This window comes from Lelliottia sp. GFLA7, assembly GCF_056490165.1.
This window is the reverse complement of sequence record NZ_JBWLAQ010000003.1, coordinates 570,707-589,910: the sequence shown is the minus strand read 5'-3', so window position 1 is coordinate 589,910 and position 19,204 is coordinate 570,707. Positions and strand designations below refer to the sequence as shown.

Here is a 19,204-nt window from a genome sequence, read left to right as displayed (position 1 = left end):
TTTAGGTAAGGAGGTGATCCAACCGCAGGTTCCCCTACGGTTACCTTGTTACGACTTCACCCCAGTCATGAATCACAAAGTGGTAAGCGCCCTCCCGAAGGTTAAGCTACCTACTTCTTTTGCAACCCACTCCCATGGTGTGACGGGCGGTGTGTACAAGGCCCGGGAACGTATTCACCGTAGCATTCTGATCTACGATTACTAGCGATTCCGACTTCACGGAGTCGAGTTGCAGACTCCGATCCGGACTACGACATACTTTGTGAGGTCCGCTTGCTCTCGCGAGGTCGCTTCTCTTTGTATATGCCATTGTAGCACGTGTGTAGCCCTACTCGTAAGGGCCATGATGACTTGACGTCATCCCCACCTTCCTCCAGTTTATCACTGGCAGTCTCCTTTGAGTTCCCGGCCGAACCGCTGGCAACAAAGGATAAGGGTTGCGCTCGTTGCGGGACTTAACCCAACATTTCACAACACGAGCTGACGACAGCCATGCAGCACCTGTCTCAGAGTTCCCGAAGGCACTAAAGCATCTCTGCTAAATTCTCTGGATGTCAAGAGTAGGTAAGGTTCTTCGCGTTGCATCGAATTAAACCACATGCTCCACCGCTTGTGCGGGCCCCCGTCAATTCATTTGAGTTTTAACCTTGCGGCCGTACTCCCCAGGCGGTCGACTTAACGCGTTAGCTCCGGAAGCCACTCCTCAAGGGAACAACCTCCAAGTCGACATCGTTTACGGCGTGGACTACCAGGGTATCTAATCCTGTTTGCTCCCCACGCTTTCGCACCTGAGCGTCAGTCTTTGTCCAGGGGGCCGCCTTCGCCACCGGTATTCCTCCAGATCTCTACGCATTTCACCGCTACACCTGGAATTCTACCCCCCTCTACAAGACTCTAGCCTGCCAGTTTCGAATGCAGTTCCCAGGTTGAGCCCGGGGATTTCACATCCGACTTGACAGACCGCCTGCGTGCGCTTTACGCCCAGTAATTCCGATTAACGCTTGCACCCTCCGTATTACCGCGGCTGCTGGCACGGAGTTAGCCGGTGCTTCTTCTGCGAGTAACGTCAATCACTGCGGTTATTAACCACAATGCCTTCCTCCTCGCTGAAAGTACTTTACAACCCGAAGGCCTTCTTCATACACGCGGCATGGCTGCATCAGGCTTGCGCCCATTGTGCAATATTCCCCACTGCTGCCTCCCGTAGGAGTCTGGACCGTGTCTCAGTTCCAGTGTGGCTGGTCATCCTCTCAGACCAGCTAGGGATCGTCGCCTAGGTGAGCCATTACCCCACCTACTAGCTAATCCCATCTGGGCACATCTGATGGCAAGAGGCCCGAAGGTCCCCCTCTTTGGTCTTGCGACGTTATGCGGTATTAGCTACCGTTTCCAGTAGTTATCCCCCTCCATCAGGCAGTTTCCCAGACATTACTCACCCGTCCGCCGCTCGTCACCCAGGAGCAAGCTCCCTGTGCTACCGCTCGACTTGCATGTGTTAGGCCTGCCGCCAGCGTTCAATCTGAGCCATGATCAAACTCTTCAATTTAAGTTTGATGCTCGTGAATTAAACTTCGTAATGAATTACGTATGTTCACTCAGAGACTTTGGTATTCATTTAGCGTCTTGCGACGTTTAGAATCCATGTCACTTTGAGTGCCCACACAGATTGTCTGATAAATTGTTAAAGAGCAGTGCAACGCGGCTTTCGCTCACCGTTGCGAGGTCCCGTATAATACGTTTTCCTCTTTCAGAGTCAATCCTTTATTTCAGCATTTTTCTCTTCAACCGAACCGGCTGTTTGTGTGAAGTGATTCACATCTGCCGTGTCGATGGAGGCGCATTATAGGGGGCTTCTGAGGAATGACAAGCGGAAAAATACAATTTTATTTCAACCGCTCACTTTTTCATCATTACGCTTATTTTTACGACTTTTTTAGCGCTTTTGGCAGGTCAGCAAGGCTATTAATAACCAGATCGGCTGCACCTTCGGCTTCTGGTGTCACTGGCTTGCCTGTACGAACTAACACTTTTGTGCCTACGCCAGCCGCTGCCGCTGCCTGCATGTCTTCCAGTTTATCGCCCACCATATAAGAAGCAGCCATATCAATGTGCAGGAACTCTTGTGCAGACAGAAACATTCCGGGATGCGGTTTGCGGCAATCACACGTCTGACGATATTCTTCTACTGTGCCTTGCGGATGATGAGGACAATAGTAGATACCATCCAGTTCGACATCCCGATCCGCCAGCGACCAGTCCATCCATTCAGTCAGTGTTTCGAATTGCGCTTCGGTGAATTTACCTCGGGCGATACCAGACTGATTAGTCACCACCACCAGCGCATACCCCATTCCTTTAAGTTCACGCATGGCATCAATGGCGCCGTCAATAAACTCGAACTCATCAATCTCGTGCACATAACCGTGATCGACATTAATAGTGCCATCACGATCGAGAAATATTGCGGGTACTAATTTTGACACTGGCTTGCTCCTGAAAAATGCATGTTCGGCTAGTATCTCATGTTTCGTAGCGCAAGAAAGTGCTCATCTCGCACAGTCAGATTGATTTAGACGTCTGGATGCCTTAACATCCGTTTTGTTTACGGTAGACACCCGTATCTGGCAGAAGAAAATGCCACGGCTAACTTAAATACGATAAAAATAATCCAATGATTAAACTTTCCAATATCACCAAAGTGTTCCAGCAAGGAACCCGAACCATCCAGGCGCTAAACAACGTCAGCCTGCATGTTCCGGCTGGACAGATTTATGGCGTGATTGGCGCATCAGGTGCAGGTAAAAGCACGCTTATCCGCTGCGTTAATCTGCTCGAACGTCCAACCGAAGGTAGCGTCCAGGTTGGCGGCCAGGAGTTAACCCAACTTTCCGAAACGGAATTAACCAAATCACGCCGCCAGATTGGCATGATCTTCCAGCACTTTAACCTGCTGGCTTCCCGCACCGTATTTGGTAACGTCGCGTTGCCGCTGGAGCTGGACAATACCCCTAAAGAAGAAATCAAACGTCGAGTGACGGAACTGTTGGATCTGGTGGGTCTGAGCGACAAGTGTGACAGCTATGCAGCAAACCTGTCTGGTGGTCAAAAGCAGCGTGTGGCGATCGCCCGTGCGCTGGCAAGCAACCCCAAAGTTCTGCTGTGTGACGAAGCCACCAGCGCACTTGATCCTGCAACCACCCGTTCAATACTCGAATTACTGAAAGACATTAACCGCCGTCTGGGGCTGACTATTCTTCTTATTACGCATGAGATGGATGTGGTTAAGCGCATTTGCGACTGCGTAGCGGTGATCAGCAATGGTGAATTGATCGAACAAGATACCGTGAGTGAAGTGTTCTCACATCCGAAAACGCCGCTGGCCCAGCAGTTTATTCAGTCAACATTGCATCTGGATATCCCTGAAGATTACCTGGCACGTTTAAAAGCAGAACCTACTCAAGCCAGCGTCCCGATGTTGCGTATGGAATTTACTGGCCAATCGGTTGATGCTCCGCTGCTTTCCGAAACTGCGCGCCGCTTTAATGTGAACAACAACATTATCAGTGCGCAGATGGATTATGCCGGGGGTGTGAAGTTCGGCATCATGCTGACGGAAATGCACGGTACACAACAAGAAACGCAAGCCGCCATTGCCTGGCTGCAAGAACACCATGTAAAAGTAGAGGTACTGGGTTATGTCTGAGCCGATGATGTGGCTACTGGTTCGCGGCGTATGGGAAACGCTGGCAATGACCTTCGTCTCTGGTTTTTTTGGCTTTGTGATTGGTCTGCCGGTCGGCGTCCTGCTCTACGTCACTCGCCCAGGGCAAATTATCGAGAATGCCAAACTCTATCGCACGCTGTCTGCGCTGGTGAATATCTTCCGCTCGATTCCATTTATTATCCTACTGGTATGGATGATTCCCTTCACCCGCATCATTGTGGGCACATCGATTGGTCTGCAAGCAGCAATCGTTCCGCTCACCGTCGGAGCAGCTCCCTTTATTGCTCGTATGGTTGAAAACGCCCTGCTGGAAATTCCTACAGGGCTGATCGAAGCGTCGCGCGCAATGGGCGCAACCCCGATGCAGATCGTGCGTAAAGTGCTGTTACCCGAAGCGCTGCCAGGTCTGGTCAATGCCGCCACTATTACGCTCATTACATTAGTGGGATATTCCGCGATGGGCGGTGCCGTCGGCGCTGGCGGTCTTGGCCAGATCGGCTATCAATATGGTTATATTGGATATAACGCTACCGTGATGAATACGGTTCTGGTATTGCTGGTTGTGCTGGTTTATCTCATTCAATTCTCAGGCGATCGTATCGTCCGGGCAGTGACTCACAAATAACGTTACACAACGCAAAATCGACGAATTAAGGAAATGACATGACGTTTAAATTAAAGACCTTTGCCGCAGTCGGCGCGCTGATAGGATCTCTGGCTCTGGTAGGTTGTGGTCAGGACGAGAAAGACCCAAACCACATTAAAGTGGGCGTCATCGTTGGCGCAGAACAGCAAGTTGCTGAAGTGGCGCAAAAAGTAGCAAAAGAAAAATACGGCCTGGACGTTGAGCTGGTGACCTTTAATGATTACGTTCTGCCAAACGAAGCGCTGAGCAAAGGCGATATCGATGTCAACGCCTTCCAGCACAAACCGTATCTTGATCAGCAGATTAAAGATCGCGGTTACAAACTGGTTTCCGTAGGCAATACGTTTGTATACCCGATTGCTGGCTACTCCAAAAAAATCAAATCGCTGGAAGAGCTGCAGCCAGGTTCGCAGGTGGCAGTACCGAATGACCCAACCAACCTTGGCCGTTCCCTGCTGCTGCTGCAGAAAGTGGGCTTAATCAAACTGAAAGACGGCGTTGGTTTACTGCCAACTGTGCTGGATGTTGCTGAGAATCCAAAAAATCTGAAAATTGTTGAACTGGAAGCGCCACAACTTCCACGCTCTCTGGACGATGCACAAATTGCGCTGGCGGTAATCAACACCACTTACGCTAGCCAGATCGGCCTGACGCCAGCGAAAGACGGCATCTTCGTTGAAGAAAAAGACTCTCCTTACGTCAACATGATCGTTAGCCGTGAAGATAACAAAGACGCGGAAAACGTGAAAAAATTCGTTCAGGCTTACCAGTCTGAAGAAGTTTACCAGGAAGCCAATAAAGTGTTTAACGGCGGCGCTGTTAAAGGCTGGTAATCTTACCTTTATGTAATATCATCAGGACGGGCGAAAGCCCGTCTTGTCATTTATACAGGCAACTGATTCAATAACTGACGATTTGATTATTCATTGAGGAAATATTATGCGGGCTTTACCGATCTGTCTTTTAGCACTCATGCTGAGCGGCTGTTCAATGCTAAGCAGATCTCCTGTTGAACCTGTTAAAAGCACTGCAACTCCGCCAAAAGTGGAACCAGCCAAACCGAAGGCACCGCGTCCAGCGCCGGTAAAAATTTACACCAATGCCGAAGATCTTATCGGTAAGCCTTTCCGTGATTTGGGCGAAGTCACTGGCGAATCATGCCAGGCAAGCAATCAGGATTCACCGCCAAATATCCCAACAGCGCGCAAGCGTCTGCAGATCAACGCAGCCAAAATGAAGGCTAACGCCGTACTACTGCATAGCTGTGAAGTCACCAGCGGCACGCCGGGATGCTATCGCCAGGCCGTGTGCATGGGCAACGCTCTTAACGTCTCGGCTAAATGAGTGCATTTGAGTTCGAGCAGATAGGTATTATCCGCTCGCCTTATAAAGAGAAGTTTGCCGTTCCGCGTCAACCAGGTCTGGTCAAAAGTTGTGGCGGTGAACTTCACTTAATTGCGCCCTATAATCAGGCCGATGCCGTTCGTGGGCTGGAAGCATTCAGTCATCTGTGGGTTCTGTTCATCTTTCATCAAACGATGGAAGGAGGCTGGCGCCCTACAGTTCGCCCTCCACGCTTGGGCGGCAATGCAAGAATGGGTGTTTTCGCGACGCGTTCGACATACCGACCCAACCCGATTGGCATGTCGCTCGTTGAATTAAAAGGTATCCGCTGCCAAAAAGATCAGGTGATTCTCGAACTCGGGAGTCTGGACCTGGTAGACGGAACGCCGGTTGTAGATATCAAACCGTATCTGCCCTTCGCCGAAGCTCTGCCCGATGCCGTGGCGAGCTATGCCCAGCAGGCGCCGGTGGCAGATATGCCGGTTGGCTTCACTGCCGATGTCTTCTTACAGCTTCAGCAGCTTGAAAAGCGGTATCCGCGACTGCAAGATTTTATCGTCGACGTTCTGGCTCAGGATCCGCGTCCGGCGTATCGAAAGGAAGAAGAAGTAGGGAAAAACTACGCCGTCTGGTTGCTGGATTTTAACGTTCGCTGGCGTGTAACCGAAGCGGGTTTTGAAGTGTTTGCACTGGAAGTGCGCTAATTTTATTGTCCTCTCTTTTGGCATCTTTGCCACACTGGTAAACTAAACCACTTTTTTGTGTCAGGTTGACGAATCAGCCTGGTCCAATCGTCGAAATGGAACCGTAACAACATGCGTACTAGCCAATATCTGCTCTCCACACTGAAGGAGACACCAGCCGACGCCGAAGTCATCAGCCACCAGTTGATGCTCCGCGCCGGGATGATCCGCAAGCTGGCCTCTGGGTTGTACACCTGGTTGCCGACCGGTCTGCGCGTCCTGAAAAAAGTCGAAAACATCGTGCGTGAAGAGATGAACAACGCCGGTGCAATCGAGGTGTCTATGCCTGTGGTTCAGCCTGCTGACCTGTGGGTAGAAAGTGGTCGCTGGGAGCAGTACGGCCCGGAGCTGCTGCGTTTTGTTGATCGCGGCGAACGTTCGTTTGTGCTCGGCCCAACGCATGAAGAAGTCATCACGGATCTGATCCGCAACGAGCTGAATTCCTACAAACAGCTGCCGCTGAACTTCTTCCAGATCCAGACCAAGTTCCGTGACGAAGTCCGTCCACGTTTCGGCGTCATGCGTTCTCGCGAATTCCTGATGAAAGATTCTTACTCTTTCCATACCTCTCAGGAATCTCTGCAAGAGACGTATGACAATATGTATGAAGCGTACAGCAAAATCTTCTCCCGCATGGGTCTGGATTTCCGCGCTGTGCAGGCAGACACCGGTTCTATCGGTGGCAGCGCTTCTCATGAATTCCAGGTACTGGCACAGAGCGGCGAAGACGATGTGATCTTCTCTGATACCTCGGACTACGCAGCTAACATCGAATTTGCAGAAGCGCTGGCACCCTCAGCGCCCCGTGCTGCTGCATCAGAAGAGATGAAGCTGGTCGATACGCCAAACGCAAAAACCATCGCCGAGCTGGTTGAGCAGTTCAATCTGCCAATCGAAAAAACGGTGAAAACCCTGCTGGTTAAAGCCGTTGAAGGTAGCGCTTATCCACTGGTTGCGCTGCTGGTGCGTGGCGATCACGAACTGAATGAAGTCAAAGCGGAGAAACTGGCGCAGGTTGCCAGCCCACTGACTTTTGCGACCGAAGCTGAAATCCGCGCGGTGGTTAACGCAGGTCCAGGCTCTCTAGGTCCAGTGAACATGCCTATTCCAGTGGTTATCGACCGCACCGTAGCTGCGATGAGTGATTTCTCCGCTGGCGCGAACATCGATGGTCAGCATTACTTTGGAATCAACTGGGATCGTGACGTTGCGACGCCAGAAGTGGCCGATATCCGTAACGTGGTGGCAGGCGATCCAAGCCCAGACGGCCAGGGTACGTTGATGATCAAACGCGGCATCGAAGTCGGTCACATCTTCCAGCTCGGCACCAAATATTCCGAGGCGCTTAACGCTTCCGTTCAGGGTGAAGATGGCCGTAACCAGATCCTGACGATGGGTTGTTATGGTATCGGGGTCACGCGCGTTGTGGCTGCTGCAATTGAGCAGAACCACGACGAGCGTGGCATCGTATGGCCAGATAATCTGGCACCGTTCCAGGTCGCTATCCTGCCGATGAACATGCACAAATCTTACCGTGTGCAGGAGTTGGCGGAGAAGCTGTACAGCGAACTGCGCGCTCAGGGTATTGAAGTGCTGATGGACGATCGTAAAGAACGTCCAGGCGTGATGTTTGCTGATATGGAACTGATCGGCATTCCGCACACCGTGGTTATCGGCGATCGTAACCTCGACAGCGACGACATTGAGTACAAATACCGTCGTAGCGGTGAGAAACAGATGATCAAGACCGGCGACATCCTTGATTACCTTGTGAAAGCCATCAAAGGCTAAGTCACTAAGCAACAAAAAGCCCCGCAAATGCGGGGCTTTTTGTTATCAGTGTTTACATCCGTTTATTGAGTTTCGCAGTCTTTACCCGCCACAAACTTAGCGCCTTTATCCGCCACCAGCGTTTTGACCCTCTCGCCGCTATCTGGATTAGGTTCCAGAGTGAAATGGCCATCCACGGTCAAAAGAACCGGTTTACTGTCATTTCCACGCGCCACAGCATAATCACGTTCCAGCTGCGCATTGTTGGCGACACTGACTTTCTTGCCCGTCGCACAATCAGTAAACACCGCAGCATCCGCCATATAGAAATACATGCCGCGCATCGGCATCGGAGTCGATGGCAGGGCCACGTTTACCGGTGCCAGCGTATAATTGAGCTGAGATTCAATCGGAAGACCTTCCCGATCAAGCATCTCCATTCCTTCGCCCTTCGGGCGGAAATAGGTTTTCTCACCTTCAGCATCCGTCAGGATCAGCTTTTCAGCGGTGCGCACCCACTTACCGTAAGTTGCAAAAGACGAAGGTTCTTTCGCGCCTTGATAGCGCTGATTCATTACCCATGAACCGTCCTTTTCCAGGAACAGCGTAGTTTCAATTCCCTCACAGTCGGCGCAGGGTAAAACACCGCGCCAGCTCTGCTGCATCGGCTGCAGCGCTTCCGACTCCGTCGGTTGCAACGCTTGAGTTTCCGTACGGTTATTACAGCCAATAAGTGCAAAAAGCGTAGAGGCTGCGAGCACTGACAATATCGCTGTTTTCACGATGAATTCCTTATAAATTGGGTGTCCCGGTTCGTTAATCAGAAGACCGTCGAATTTTACCGCGTAGTGACTTCACTGTGGACTTTTGCGCTTTCGATGACAACCGACGCTCTTTTGACGCGCGAGTCGGCCGGGTTGCCCGGCGGTTTTTCTGCACGACGGTTAACTCTTTAATCAGCGCCACCAACCGAGCAAGGGCGGCTTCGCGATTGAGCTCCTGGCTGCGATACTCTTGCGCCTTAATAATGATCACGCCATCACTGGTGATAAGGTGATGACTGGCTGCAAGCAAAGCGTCTTTGTATGACTCTGGCAGGCTTGAGGCCCGAATGTCAAAGCGCAGATGGATAGCGGTTGAGGCTTTATTGACATGTTGCCCACCCGCGCCCTGCGCGCGAATCGCCGTAATCTCAAACTCGCTGTCAGGAATGCTAACGGTGCGGGACAACTCGATCATGACGAGGACTGCCACGCAGTGAGATGAATTTCCAGATTATTCTGGGAATCAGACAACCAGATCGCCCCGTCCTGGATTGTGGCCTGCAAAGCCATTGTTCTTCCGGCAAAATCACTCAGCTGAGCCAGTTGTTCATCATCCAGATACCAGACAGAAAGATGCGAATACTGCGCGCATTTGCGCTGATTTTGCTGCCACCAAATCTCAGCTGCACGCTGATTATACGCAAATATCGCCACCTCAGCGGACTGCGTGCAGGCCTTCTTGATACGACGTTCATCGGGCAGACCGAGTTCGATCCACAAGTCGATGCCCAGATGATCGTTCTTCAGCCAGGCCTCTGGCTCTTCTTCGGCACTTAATCCTCGCGTGAACTGTAACCGCTCGTTGGCATATTTAATCCACGCCAGCAGGCGCAGCATCATGCGTTCCTGGGTTTCGGAAGGGTGACGCGCCAGCGTGAGCGACGCATCGAGAAACTGGTTGCGGTCAAGATCGGCTACATTGACTACCGCTTTATAAATTGTCGCTTTCAGCGCCATGACTAAACTCCATTCTTATAAGGCGGCCATTGTAGCGAAATTATGGCCAAAAGACTGTTCCGGGTGGGTGAAAGTCCACAATATCAAGGCGCTGATATTGCTAGGATGAGTATGTTATAGTCACCTTGATAAACCGTGTTTATCTTCGTAGGCTTAAGTATCTCACAGTAACGTCAGTGCGCTGGCAGGAGGGGATGTGGAAATTTATTGTGAGTTAATTCGCAAAAGGTATGCGGAAATCGCCAGCGGAGATCTGGGTTATATCCCGGATGCGTTGGGCTGTGTGTTGAAAGTGCTGAATGAAGTGGCGACGGATAACAGCCTTTCAGAATCGATCAGGGAAAAAGCGGCGTATGCTGCTGCGAATTTACTGGTGAGCGATTATGTCAATGAATGATACCTATCAACCCATCAACTGTGATGACTATGACAACCTGGAACTTGCCTGCCAGAACCATTTGATCCTGTCGCTGGCGTTAAAAGATGGCGAAGAGCTGAAGGCAAAAGCCAGCGATCTGGTTATGCGTAAGAACGTTGAATACCTTGTCGTCGAAGACGCAGGCTCAACGCGTGAGTTTCGTCTCGATAAGATTGCCAGCTTCAGTCATCCGGACATCGGCACCGTTGTGGTGAGCGAATCCTGAATGTCCCTAACGGGCAGTCACCTGCCCGTTACGCTTTCCACTCCAACTGCACGCCCTTTTCTATCCAACCTTCCTTCGTGACAAAAACACCCGCAGCCGCGATCAGCGTTTCGCCATAGAACAGCAGCGGAGTCGTATCGCGTAACCAGGGAGGAATGTTGTACTCCTGCCAGATTTTCTTCAGTTTTCGTCCGCCGTGACGCCCAACAATATGCAGTATTCCGCTGGCTTTGAAACGGATTGTGACCTGTTCATCAGGGTTCGGCAGGCGAATATGGCCGCCATCCGCAAAACAAACGCTCCCCTGAGGCAACATCAGAGTCACCGACGGATCGCGCCACTCGATAATCTGGTCAGTCATCGAAGGCTGGTATTTCACCCAGCAAAGCTCTCCTTTGTAGCGCCGGACCTCGAAGCCACCGAGATGCAAACGCGGCGTAGCATCTTCACGCGCCAGAGCAACCTCTTCCCAGATGCGGTTTAACATTGTGCGCGAAGGCATTTGGGCATGATGAGCCGCCAGCCAGCGGCGTATTAGCGCAGCACAACGCACGGGGCTCATCGCTTCAAGCGGTTCAATTCTGAGCCTGCCTTCCGTCGAAATCACACTGGCCAATTCTTCAGTCAGCAGCTCATCCAGCAGGCTCTCTTGCTCGGCGCACAACGCCGCGCTTCTCGCCGTCGCATCTGCAAAATGCGGCCAACGTTCGGAGAGCAACGGCAAAACGCGCAATCGCAGGAAATTACGATCGTAGCGGTCATCCTGATTGCTTTCGTCGTCTATCCAGCACAGGTTATAGTCCTGCGCCCACTTTTCGAGCGAGGTACGCGTTTCACCCAGAAGTGGACGAATCAACTGCGTGCCAGCAAATTCAGTGCGCACAGGCATGGCGGATAATCCCGCCGGGCCGCTTCCCCGTTTAAGAGCCAGTAAAAACGTTTCACACTGATCGTCGAGATGCTGCGCCGTGACGAGCGCCTCACCCGCTTGAAGCGTTTTTTCGAACGCTAAATAGCGCGCTTTTCGCGCCTGCGCTTCTGTCCCCAAACCTTCATCACGAAGCTTCACACGTTCAACGATCAGCGGAATATGCCACAATTTACAGAGCGATTCGCAGTGCGCAACCCAGTGGTCAGCATTCGAACTCAAACCATGGTGCACATGAATAGCTCGTATCTGAACATCTGGTTCCTGCTCGCGCCAAAGCATTAATCGATGAAGTAAAACGGTCGAATCCAGCCCACCGCTAAATCCCACCAGCAGTTGGCGGTACGGAGAAAAAGACTGGGCGATAACGGATGAGGTCATAAGACGTCTTATAGAGAGCCAATGCCCGGAAAATTACCGAGCATTGGCGATGATGGCAAGCATTACTGCTGGTAGAGCTCCAGCGGTAAGCCATCCGGATCGTTAAAAAACGTAAAACGTTTGTCGGTAAACGGGTCGACGCGAATTGATTCACACTTCACGCCGTGCGCTTCAAGATGTTCAACAGCCCGATCGATATCGTCGACGCTGAACGCGAGATGACGAAGCCCACATGCTTCGGGACGAGAAGGACGTGCAGGCGGAAACGGAAACGAGAACAGTTCGATCACATAATGGCCGTTAAGCGCCAGGTCACCTTTCCAGGAGTCACGCTCCGAGCGATAGGCTTCGCTCAACAGCGTAAACCCGAGAACGTCGCAATAGAAAGCCTTACTTTTGGCGTAGTCCGAAGCGATAATCGCAATATGGTGAACCTGTTTTAAACCCAGCATAGCGTCTCCTTTTTATCATGCCTGCACGTTACAACTGAAAACCCTACACACGCAAGGGATCAACACGCTTTTAAGACTCGTACCCGGTAGACGCCATTCTCATCGCGTTTTGCACCGTGAATGTCCGTCTCAAAGCCAGGATAATGGCGGCCAATAGAACAGAGCATCAGCAGAAAATCGAGCACCGACCGGCTTTGTTCGGTGATCATTTCTCCTGGCATCAAAAGCGGGACGCCCGGTGGATAAGGGAGAACCATATTTGCGGATACGCGCCCAATGAGATTTTCCAGCTCAATAGTTTCCACTTCACCTTTGACCTGCTGCTGCCAGGCCTTGTGCGGCGTGAGTTTCATTTCAGGCAGTACGTCAAACGCCTGGAGCATCAGCCGAGGAAGATCGTGCTGGCGGATCAGCTTATGGATCCCTTGCGCCAGATCCTGAATCCGCATATTCCGGTAATAGTCAGGATCTTCGGCATACAGATCCGGGAGCATATTTTTGACCCGCAGATTGAGATCGTAAGCGCGCTTAAATTCCATGAGTCCGCGTAACAGGCCCATCGCTCGGGTCTTATCGATACCTATGCTGAACAGGAAAAGCAGATTGTAAGGGCCGGTTTTTTCCACCACGACGCCGCGTTCGTCGAGGAACTTTGCCACCAACGCGGCCGGAATCCCTTCATCACTCATCGTTCCCTGTTCATCCATCCCCGGCGTCAGAATGGTGACTTTGACCGGATCAAGAAACATATGGTCCGCGTCAGCCTCTCTGAAACCATGCCAGCTCTCGCCTGGCGCGACAGACCAGCATTCCGCCTCATCAATCTCTTCCGGTTGCCAGATATCGAAGAACCAGCCGTCGGCTTCATCTTTCAGGCGCTGAACTTCCTTACGGAAATGGAGTGCCCGTTCCACCGAACGGTTTATCAGCCGTTTTCCCGGATTGCCGCGCAGCATCGCCGCTGCCGTTTCGATTGATGCGACTAATGGATAACTCGGTGATGTGGTGGTGTGCATCATATAAGCTTCGTTGAACGTCTCTTCGTCGTATTCACCCTTAATATGGATTAACGACGCCTGAGATAAGGCGGCCAGCATTTTGTGCGTCGATTGCGTCTCGAAGAACACTTTGCCCGGTACGCGCTCACCACTCATACCGCTTTTACCGGCGTAAATAGGGTGGAAATTGGTATAGGGTACCCATGCAGAATCGAAATGAATCGAAGGAACATCAAGAGTCTGCTTGATCCAGTTGGTGTTATACAGCAGGCCATCATACGTCGAGTTAGTAATCACCGCGTGAATCGGCCAGCTTGCGTCAGGAATCGCTGCGACTTTATGTTCAATGGCGGCGCGGGAGAATTCACGACGAGGGATCCCGCCCAGAATCCCCAGCGCATTTCGTGTTGGCGAGAGCCAGAGCGGCACAACATCACTCATCATCAGTAAATGCGCCAGTGATTTGTGGCAGTTACGGTCAATCAGCAGCGTACTTCCAGCGGGGGCGGCATACATCCCAACAATCTTGTTAGAAGTCGAGGTACCGTTAGTCACCATATAACTCTGCTCTGCACCAAAAGTACGCGCAATGTACTCTTCGGCCTCCAGGTGTGGGCCGGTGTGATCAAGCAGCGAGCCCAGTTCCGTCACCGAAATCGACACGTCAGCTTTTAGCGTATTCCCACCAAAAAAATCGTAAAATAGGCAACCCACAGGGCTTTTCTGATAGGCGGTTCCCGCCATATGACCCGGCGTGCAAAACGTGTATTTACCTTCCTGAACGTAGGTGAAAAGCGCGCGGGTAAACGGCGGGGTAATATTGTCGAGATATTCACGCGTATATTGCTGAATGCGGGTCGCAATATCTTCTGCAGCACCCAATGCGTATTCAAAAAACCACAGCGCCATACGCATATCGTGGGCACTGACATCCATCGTCGAATGGGTGTTGATGAAAGCGTACAGTGGCAGGTATTCATTCAGCTGATTGATATCGCTGCACAGTTCAAGATCGTACTCATCCCAGTCAAAAATCACGCCGCAGATACGCGGATTGTGTTCGATAAACTTCAGCAGATCGGCATTATTATGCGGCCAGATAAGTTGATACCCGCGCGCCTGCAATGCCTGTTCCAGCTCCTTGATGGGCTCATCTTTATAAAAGACGCCGTGCGGCCCCATAATTGCAATAATATTCACGGTATACCTCCTTAAAAAACATGCGTTAAGGATAGTTGAGGTAAATGGCTGACATAAAAAAAGCCGCAACAATGTGCGGCTTTTAAGACAAATGTGAAGCTTATGCGTAACCGTAGTTCATCAGACGTTGATAACGACGGTTGAGCAGGTCTTCTTTGCTCAGCACATCGAGATCGGCCAGATCGGCCAGCAGTTGCGCTTTAAGGGAAGCGGCGATCACTTCCGGCTTACGGTGCGCACCACCCAACGGTTCAGGGATCACGGTGTCGATCAGTTTCAATTCTTTCAGACGCGGCGCAGTGATACCCATCGCTTCAGCGGCCAACGGCGCTTTATCGGCGCTTTTCCACAGAATAGACGCACAGCCTTCAGGGGAGATAACGGAATAGGTGCTGTACTGCAGCATATTCACTTTATCGCCCACGCCGATCGCCAGTGCACCACCGGAACCGCCTTCACCAATCACAGTACAGATAACAGGTACCGTCAGGCGAGACATTTCACGCAGGTTGCGAGCGATGGCTTCAGACTGGCCGCGTTCTTCTGCACCGACACCTGGGTATGCACCCGGCGTGTCGATAAAGGTCACGATCGGCATGTTGAAGCGCTCAGCCATTTCCATCAGGCGCAGTGCCTTACGGTAACCTTCTGGCGCTGGCATACCAAAGTTGCGACGGATTTTCTCTTTGGTCTCACGGCCTTTCTGATGACCAATGATCATCACCGGGCGACCATCAAGACGCGCTATGCCGCCGACAATGGCTTTGTCGTCAGCATAAGCACGATCGCCAGCCAGTTCGTCAAATTCATCAAACGCCAGGCGGACATAATCCAGGGTGTACGGACGCTGTGGATGACGTGCCAACTGGGCAATCTGCCATGCGCCGAGATCGGCAAAGATTTTGCGCGTCAGTTCTACGCTTTTTTCACGCAGACGATGCACTTCTTCGTCGATGTTAATATCCAGTTTTTCATCCTGACGGCTCACCGCGGTCAGAGAATCGATTTTCGCTTCCAGCTCCGCAATCGGCTGTTCGAAATCAAGGAAATTCAGACTCATAGTATTCCTGTATTAGTCAAACTCCAGTTCCACCTGCTCCGAACCAATAAGGCCACGGAGATCGTTGAGTAAACGATCGCTCGGAGAGACACGCCACGTTGCACCAAAGCGCAACCGCGCGCGTGCATCCGCCCTCTGATAATAGAGATGTACTGGAATGGTCCCCGAACGATGGGGTTCCAGAGACTGACGGAGTCGGTTTAAAAGCTGGTCATCAATTTGCCTGTCCGTCAGCGAGATAGCAAGCCCGCGAGCATATTTTTCACGGGCTTCGTCAATATCCATCACTTCACGGGCCATCATTTTAAGCCCGCCGCTGAAGTCATCAAAGCTGACCTGTCCGCTGACGATAAGTATGCGGTCGTTTTCCAGCAAATGCTGGTATTTTTCCAGCGCTTCGGTGAATAACATCACCTCCAGCCGCCCGGAACGGTCATCCAACGTACAGATGCCGATGCGATTACCGCGCTTGGTGACCATAACCCGCGCTGCAATGACGAGCCCCGCTGCCGTAGTCATTTTACCACGTTCAGTTGGATGCATGTCTTTTAGCCTATTGCCGCCGACATAGCGCTCAATTTCTTTCAGATACTGGTTGATCGGGTGTCCCGTCAGATACAAGCCTAACGTTTCACGCTCCCCTTCCAGCACCGTATGTTCTGGCCACGGCTGGCAGTTGGCATAGGATTGTTCGATTTGTTCAGGCTCATCGGCGAGCACACCAAACATATCGGCCTGACCAATCGCTTCTGCTTTAGCGTGCTGATCGGCTGCTTTCAACGCCTCGCCGAGCGAATTCATCAGCGCTGCGCGATGCGGCCCGAGGCGGTCAAATGCCCCGGACATAATCAGTTTTTCCAGCACACGGCGGTTCAGCTTTTTGGTGTCAGTACGCGCACAAAGATCGAAAAGCTCACGGAAGTAGCCGCCATTATTACGCGCTTCCAGAATCGCTTCGATAGGACCTTCGCCCACACCTTTAATCGCCCCAATGCCGTAAACAATTTCACCGTCATCGTTAACGTGGAAATGGTACATCCCGGCATTAATATCCGGCGGCAGAATTTTCAGCCCCATTCGCCAGCATTCATCCACCAGACCGACAACCTTCTCGGTATTATCCATGTCGGCAGTCATTACGGCTGCCATAAATTCTGCCGGGTAGTGCGCTTTCAGCCACAGCGTTTGATAGGACACCAGGGCATAAGCCGCTGAGTGCGATTTGTTAAATCCGTAACCCGCGAATTTCTCCACCAGGTCAAAGATTTTTATCGCCAGTTCACCATCAATGCCGTTTTTCTTCGCGCCATCTTCAAAGGTGCCACGCTGCTTGGCCATCTCTTCCGGTTTTTTCTTACCCATCGCACGACGCAACATATCGGCGCCGCCAAGGGTATAGCCCGAAAGTTCCTGCGCAATCTGCATAACCTGTTCCTGATACAGGATAATGCCGTAGGTAGGCTCAAGCACCGGTTTCAGGCAATCATGCTGCCACTGCACATCAGGGTAGGAAATCGCTTCACGCCCGTGCTTACGGTCAATAAAGTTATCAACCATGCCCGACTGCAATGGGCCGGGGCGGAACAGCGCCACCAACGCGATCATGTCTTCGAAACAGTCGGGCTGAAGGCGCTTAATCAAGTCTTTCATACCGCGCGATTCAAGCTGGAATACCGCCGTGGTTTCCGAGCGCTGCAGCATGTCGAAACTTTTCTTGTCATCAAGCGGAATAGCAGCGATGTCAATCGGCTCCAGGCCCTGTTTGGCCCGACGCGGGTTGATCATCTTCAACGCCCAGTCAATGATAGTGAGTGTTCGCAAACCAAGGAAGTCAAACTTCACCAGGCCGGCGTACTCCACGTCATTCTTGTCGAACTGTGTGACCGGATGCTGTCCTGATTCATCACAATATAACGGCGCAAAATCGGTAATTTTGGTCGGTGCAATAACCACGCCGCCTGCGTGTTTACCGGCGTTACGCGTGACGCCTTCAAGCTTGCGCGCCATGTCGATAAGCGCTTTAACTTCTTCGTCAGCTTCGTAGATTTCCGGCAATTGCGGCTCGGCTTCAAACGCTTTTGCCAGCGTCATGCCCGGATCCGGTGGCACCAGTTTTGAGATGCGATCCACAAAGCCATACGGGTGACCCAGCACGCGGCCCACGTCGCGGATAACCGCTTTCGCCGCCATCGTACCGAAAGTAATGATCTGCGATACCGCATCACGCCCGTACATTTCTGCCACGTGATCAATAACCTGGTCTCGTTTCTCCATGCAGAAGTCAACGTCGAAGTCAGGCATCGAGACACGTTCCGGGTTAAGGAAACGTTCGAACAGCAGGTCGAATTCCAGCGGGTCAAGGTCGGTAATTTTCAGCGCGTAAGCCACGAGCGAACCCGCGCCTGAACCACGGCCCGGCCCCACCGGCACACCGTTGTCCTTCGACCATTGGATAAATTCCATCACGATCAGGAAGTAGCCCGGGAACCCCATCTGGTTGATAACCTGAAGTTCAATATCCAGGCGCTCATCATAAGGCGGGCGTTTCTCGTTGCGCTCAGCTTCATCCGGGAATAAAAACTCCAGACGATCTTCCAGACCCTCTTTCGATTTGAGGACCAGGAAATCTTCCGTACTCATCTCGCCGGTTGGGAACTGAGGCAAGAAATATTCACCCAGACGGACGGTAACGTTGCAGCGTCTGGCAATCTCGACACTGTTTTCCAGTGCTTCCGGAATATCAGCAAACAGCTCGCACATCTCATCTTCGGAGCGCATATATTGCTGCGCGGAGTAATTGCGCGGGCGTTTTGGATCGTCGAGCGTAAAACCGTCATGAATGGCAACACGGATTTCGTGCGCATCAAAGTCTTCAGCGTTAATAAACCGTACGTCATTGGTCGCGACAACCGGCAGGCCACGCTGCTCTGCAAGCGCCACCGCCGCATGAAGATAGTTTTCTTCATCGGGACGACCTGTACGAATCAGTTCCAGGTAGAAACGATCCGGGAAATGTTCTTCATAAAATGCAACGCACTGCTCAACCAAAACATTGTTGCCGCGTATCAGACTTTTGCCCACGTCACCCATGCGACCGCCAGAAATCAGCAGCAAACCTTCATTGAGTTCTGCAAGCCAGTCCCTGTCGATCCATGGCCCTGCAGCGCCATAGCCCCGCTGATAGGCGCGGGAAATCAGCAGCGTCAGATTCTGATAGCCGGTGTTGTTCATCGCCAGTACGGAAATTTGCGCCATTTCATCGCCGAGCAGCTCGCTCTGGACGTGAAAATCCGCACCGATAATCGGCTTAAGACCCGCGCCATGCGCCGCGCCATAGAACTTAACCAGACCACACAGGTTGGTGAAATCGGTGATCGCCAGCGCAGGCATGCCAAGAGCCGCTGCCTTTTTTACCAGCGGCCCGGTCTTCGCCAGCCCATCAATCATGGAGTAGTCGCTATGCACCCGCAGGTGTACGAAACGTGGTTCAGCCATCTTCAGATTCCGCGTGACTTAGTTGCTTGCGTATTGAT

17 protein-coding genes and 1 rRNA gene are annotated in these 19,204 nt (G+C 51.9%); 8 read left to right on the top strand and 10 right to left on the bottom strand.

Going from position 1 to position 19,204, the window contains the following annotated elements; genetic code table 11:
* Positions 1 to 6: 6 nt before the first annotated feature.
* Both AC07RN_RS13035 and gmhB read right to left on the bottom strand, forming a co-directional pair.
* Positions 7 to 1,546, bottom strand: a 16S ribosomal RNA gene (locus tag AC07RN_RS13035).
* 376 nt (positions 1,547 to 1,922) lie between these two features.
* The gene (gmhB, locus tag AC07RN_RS13030; RefSeq protein WP_449554659.1) at positions 1,923 to 2,483 is read right to left on the bottom strand and encodes a D-glycero-beta-D-manno-heptose 1,7-bisphosphate 7-phosphatase; all 561 of its coding nucleotides are present in this window, start codon (positions 2,481 to 2,483) and stop codon (positions 1,923 to 1,925) included.
* A gap of 188 nt (positions 2,484 to 2,671) precedes the next feature.
* Between gmhB and metN the strand changes: the two genes are divergently transcribed.
* The 6 genes from metN (at position 2,672) to proS (ending at position 8,248) form a co-directional block, all read left to right on the top strand.
* Positions 2,672 to 3,703: a methionine ABC transporter ATP-binding protein MetN gene (gene metN, locus AC07RN_RS13025; protein ID WP_478336544.1), complete on the top strand. Its 1,032-nt coding sequence runs from the start codon at positions 2,672 to 2,674 to the stop codon at positions 3,701 to 3,703.
* Entirely contained in the window at positions 3,696 to 4,349 is a 654-nt protein-coding gene (locus AC07RN_RS13020; RefSeq protein ID WP_012016144.1) for a methionine ABC transporter permease MetI, read from the top strand. Before metN ends, AC07RN_RS13020 begins: the two co-directional genes overlap by 8 nt.
* 38 nt (positions 4,350 to 4,387) lie before the next feature.
* Positions 4,388 to 5,203 carry a methionine ABC transporter substrate-binding lipoprotein MetQ gene (gene metQ, locus AC07RN_RS13015; protein ID WP_012016143.1) on the top strand — a complete coding sequence of 272 codons (816 nt, stop codon included), beginning with the start codon at positions 4,388 to 4,390 and terminating at the stop codon, positions 5,201 to 5,203.
* 106 nt (positions 5,204 to 5,309) lie between these two features.
* Positions 5,310 to 5,714 carry an Rcs stress response system protein RcsF gene (rcsF, locus tag AC07RN_RS13010; protein WP_012016142.1) on the top strand — a complete coding sequence of 135 codons (405 nt, stop codon included), beginning with the start codon at positions 5,310 to 5,312 and terminating at the stop codon, positions 5,712 to 5,714.
* Positions 5,711 to 6,418: a tRNA (N6-threonylcarbamoyladenosine(37)-N6)-methyltransferase TrmO gene (tsaA, locus tag AC07RN_RS13005; protein ID WP_478336543.1), complete on the top strand. Its 708-nt coding sequence runs from the start codon at positions 5,711 to 5,713 to the stop codon at positions 6,416 to 6,418. The genes rcsF and tsaA overlap by 4 nt, the downstream gene beginning before the upstream one ends.
* 111 nt (positions 6,419 to 6,529) lie before the next feature.
* Positions 6,530 to 8,248 (top strand): proline--tRNA ligase, encoded by a 1,719-nt coding sequence (gene proS / locus AC07RN_RS13000; RefSeq protein WP_478336542.1) that lies wholly within the window; start codon positions 6,530 to 6,532, stop codon positions 8,246 to 8,248.
* A gap of 62 nt (positions 8,249 to 8,310) precedes the next feature.
* Here the strand turns inward: proS and nlpE are convergent, their stop codons facing one another.
* From nlpE to AC07RN_RS12985, 3 genes are read right to left on the bottom strand one after another with little or no spacing between them, the layout of a single operon-like run.
* Positions 8,311 to 9,009 (bottom strand): envelope stress response activation lipoprotein NlpE, encoded by a 699-nt coding sequence (gene nlpE / locus AC07RN_RS12995; protein WP_012016139.1) that lies wholly within the window; start codon positions 9,007 to 9,009, stop codon positions 8,311 to 8,313.
* Between the two features lie 34 nt (positions 9,010 to 9,043).
* The gene (gene arfB, locus AC07RN_RS12990) at positions 9,044 to 9,466 is read right to left on the bottom strand and encodes an alternative ribosome rescue aminoacyl-tRNA hydrolase ArfB (protein ID WP_235134795.1); all 423 of its coding nucleotides are present in this window, start codon (positions 9,464 to 9,466) and stop codon (positions 9,044 to 9,046) included.
* Complete coding sequence (locus AC07RN_RS12985) at positions 9,463 to 10,008, bottom strand: YaeQ family protein (protein WP_478336541.1); 546 nt, start codon at positions 10,006 to 10,008, stop codon at positions 9,463 to 9,465. Before AC07RN_RS12985 ends, arfB begins: the two co-directional genes overlap by 4 nt.
* A 196-nt stretch (positions 10,009 to 10,204) precedes the next feature.
* On the opposite strand from AC07RN_RS12985, the gene AC07RN_RS12980 reads away from it, so the two are divergent.
* Both AC07RN_RS12980 and rof read left to right on the top strand, forming a co-directional pair.
* Positions 10,205 to 10,405 carry a YaeP family protein gene (locus tag AC07RN_RS12980; RefSeq protein ID WP_012016136.1) on the top strand — a complete coding sequence of 67 codons (201 nt, stop codon included), beginning with the start codon at positions 10,205 to 10,207 and terminating at the stop codon, positions 10,403 to 10,405.
* Positions 10,392 to 10,652 (top strand): Rho-binding antiterminator, encoded by a 261-nt coding sequence (gene rof, locus AC07RN_RS12975; protein ID WP_478336540.1) that lies wholly within the window; start codon positions 10,392 to 10,394, stop codon positions 10,650 to 10,652. The genes AC07RN_RS12980 and rof overlap by 14 nt, the downstream gene beginning before the upstream one ends.
* 28 nt (positions 10,653 to 10,680) lie before the next feature.
* Here rof and tilS read toward each other — a convergent pair whose 3' ends face one another.
* From tilS to dnaE, 5 genes are all read right to left on the bottom strand, one after another.
* Positions 10,681 to 11,961, bottom strand: coding sequence for a tRNA lysidine(34) synthetase TilS (tilS, locus tag AC07RN_RS12970; protein ID WP_478336539.1), 1,281 nt, complete (start codon positions 11,959 to 11,961; stop codon positions 10,681 to 10,683).
* A gap of 62 nt (positions 11,962 to 12,023) precedes the next feature.
* Positions 12,024 to 12,413 carry a VOC family protein gene (locus tag AC07RN_RS12965; RefSeq protein WP_478336538.1) on the bottom strand — a complete coding sequence of 130 codons (390 nt, stop codon included), beginning with the start codon at positions 12,411 to 12,413 and terminating at the stop codon, positions 12,024 to 12,026.
* Positions 12,414 to 12,472: 59 nt separating this feature from the next.
* Entirely contained in the window at positions 12,473 to 14,611 is a 2,139-nt protein-coding gene (locus AC07RN_RS12960; protein WP_235134791.1) for a lysine decarboxylase LdcC, read from the bottom strand.
* A gap of 100 nt (positions 14,612 to 14,711) precedes the next feature.
* Positions 14,712 to 15,671, bottom strand: a complete 960-nt coding sequence (gene accA, locus AC07RN_RS12955; protein ID WP_012016131.1) for an acetyl-CoA carboxylase carboxyl transferase subunit alpha — start codon at positions 15,669 to 15,671, stop codon at positions 14,712 to 14,714.
* 12 nt (positions 15,672 to 15,683) lie between these two features.
* Entirely contained in the window at positions 15,684 to 19,166 is a 3,483-nt protein-coding gene (gene dnaE, locus AC07RN_RS12950) for a DNA polymerase III subunit alpha (RefSeq protein ID WP_478336537.1), read from the bottom strand.
* Positions 19,167 to 19,204: the final 38 nt, after the last annotated feature.

Excerpts from the sequence above, each read along its gene's own strand:
- metN (WP_478336544.1), top strand. The coding sequence starts at position 2,672 with ATGATTAAACTTTCCAATATCACCAAAGTGTTCCAGCAAGGAACCCGA.
- AC07RN_RS13020 (WP_012016144.1), top strand. The coding sequence starts at position 3,696 with ATGTCTGAGCCGATGATGTGGCTACTGGTTCGCGGCGTATGGGAAACG.
- metQ (WP_012016143.1), top strand. The coding sequence starts at position 4,388 with ATGACGTTTAAATTAAAGACCTTTGCCGCAGTCGGCGCGCTGATAGGA.
- rcsF (WP_012016142.1), top strand. The coding sequence starts at position 5,310 with ATGCGGGCTTTACCGATCTGTCTTTTAGCACTCATGCTGAGCGGCTGT.
- tsaA (WP_478336543.1), top strand. The coding sequence starts at position 5,711 with ATGAGTGCATTTGAGTTCGAGCAGATAGGTATTATCCGCTCGCCTTAT.
- proS (WP_478336542.1), top strand. The coding sequence starts at position 6,530 with ATGCGTACTAGCCAATATCTGCTCTCCACACTGAAGGAGACACCAGCC.
- arfB (WP_235134795.1), bottom strand. The coding sequence starts at position 9,466 with ATGATCGAGTTGTCCCGCACCGTTAGCATTCCTGACAGCGAGTTTGAG.
- AC07RN_RS12985 (WP_478336541.1), bottom strand. The coding sequence starts at position 10,008 with ATGGCGCTGAAAGCGACAATTTATAAAGCGGTAGTCAATGTAGCCGAT.
- rof (WP_478336540.1), top strand. The coding sequence starts at position 10,392 with ATGTCAATGAATGATACCTATCAACCCATCAACTGTGATGACTATGAC.
- tilS (WP_478336539.1), bottom strand. The coding sequence starts at position 11,961 with ATGACCTCATCCGTTATCGCCCAGTCTTTTTCTCCGTACCGCCAACTG.
- AC07RN_RS12965 (WP_478336538.1), bottom strand. The coding sequence starts at position 12,413 with ATGCTGGGTTTAAAACAGGTTCACCATATTGCGATTATCGCTTCGGAC.
- accA (WP_012016131.1), bottom strand. The coding sequence starts at position 15,671 with ATGAGTCTGAATTTCCTTGATTTCGAACAGCCGATTGCGGAGCTGGAA.
- dnaE (WP_478336537.1), bottom strand. The coding sequence starts at position 19,166 with ATGGCTGAACCACGTTTCGTACACCTGCGGGTGCATAGCGACTACTCC.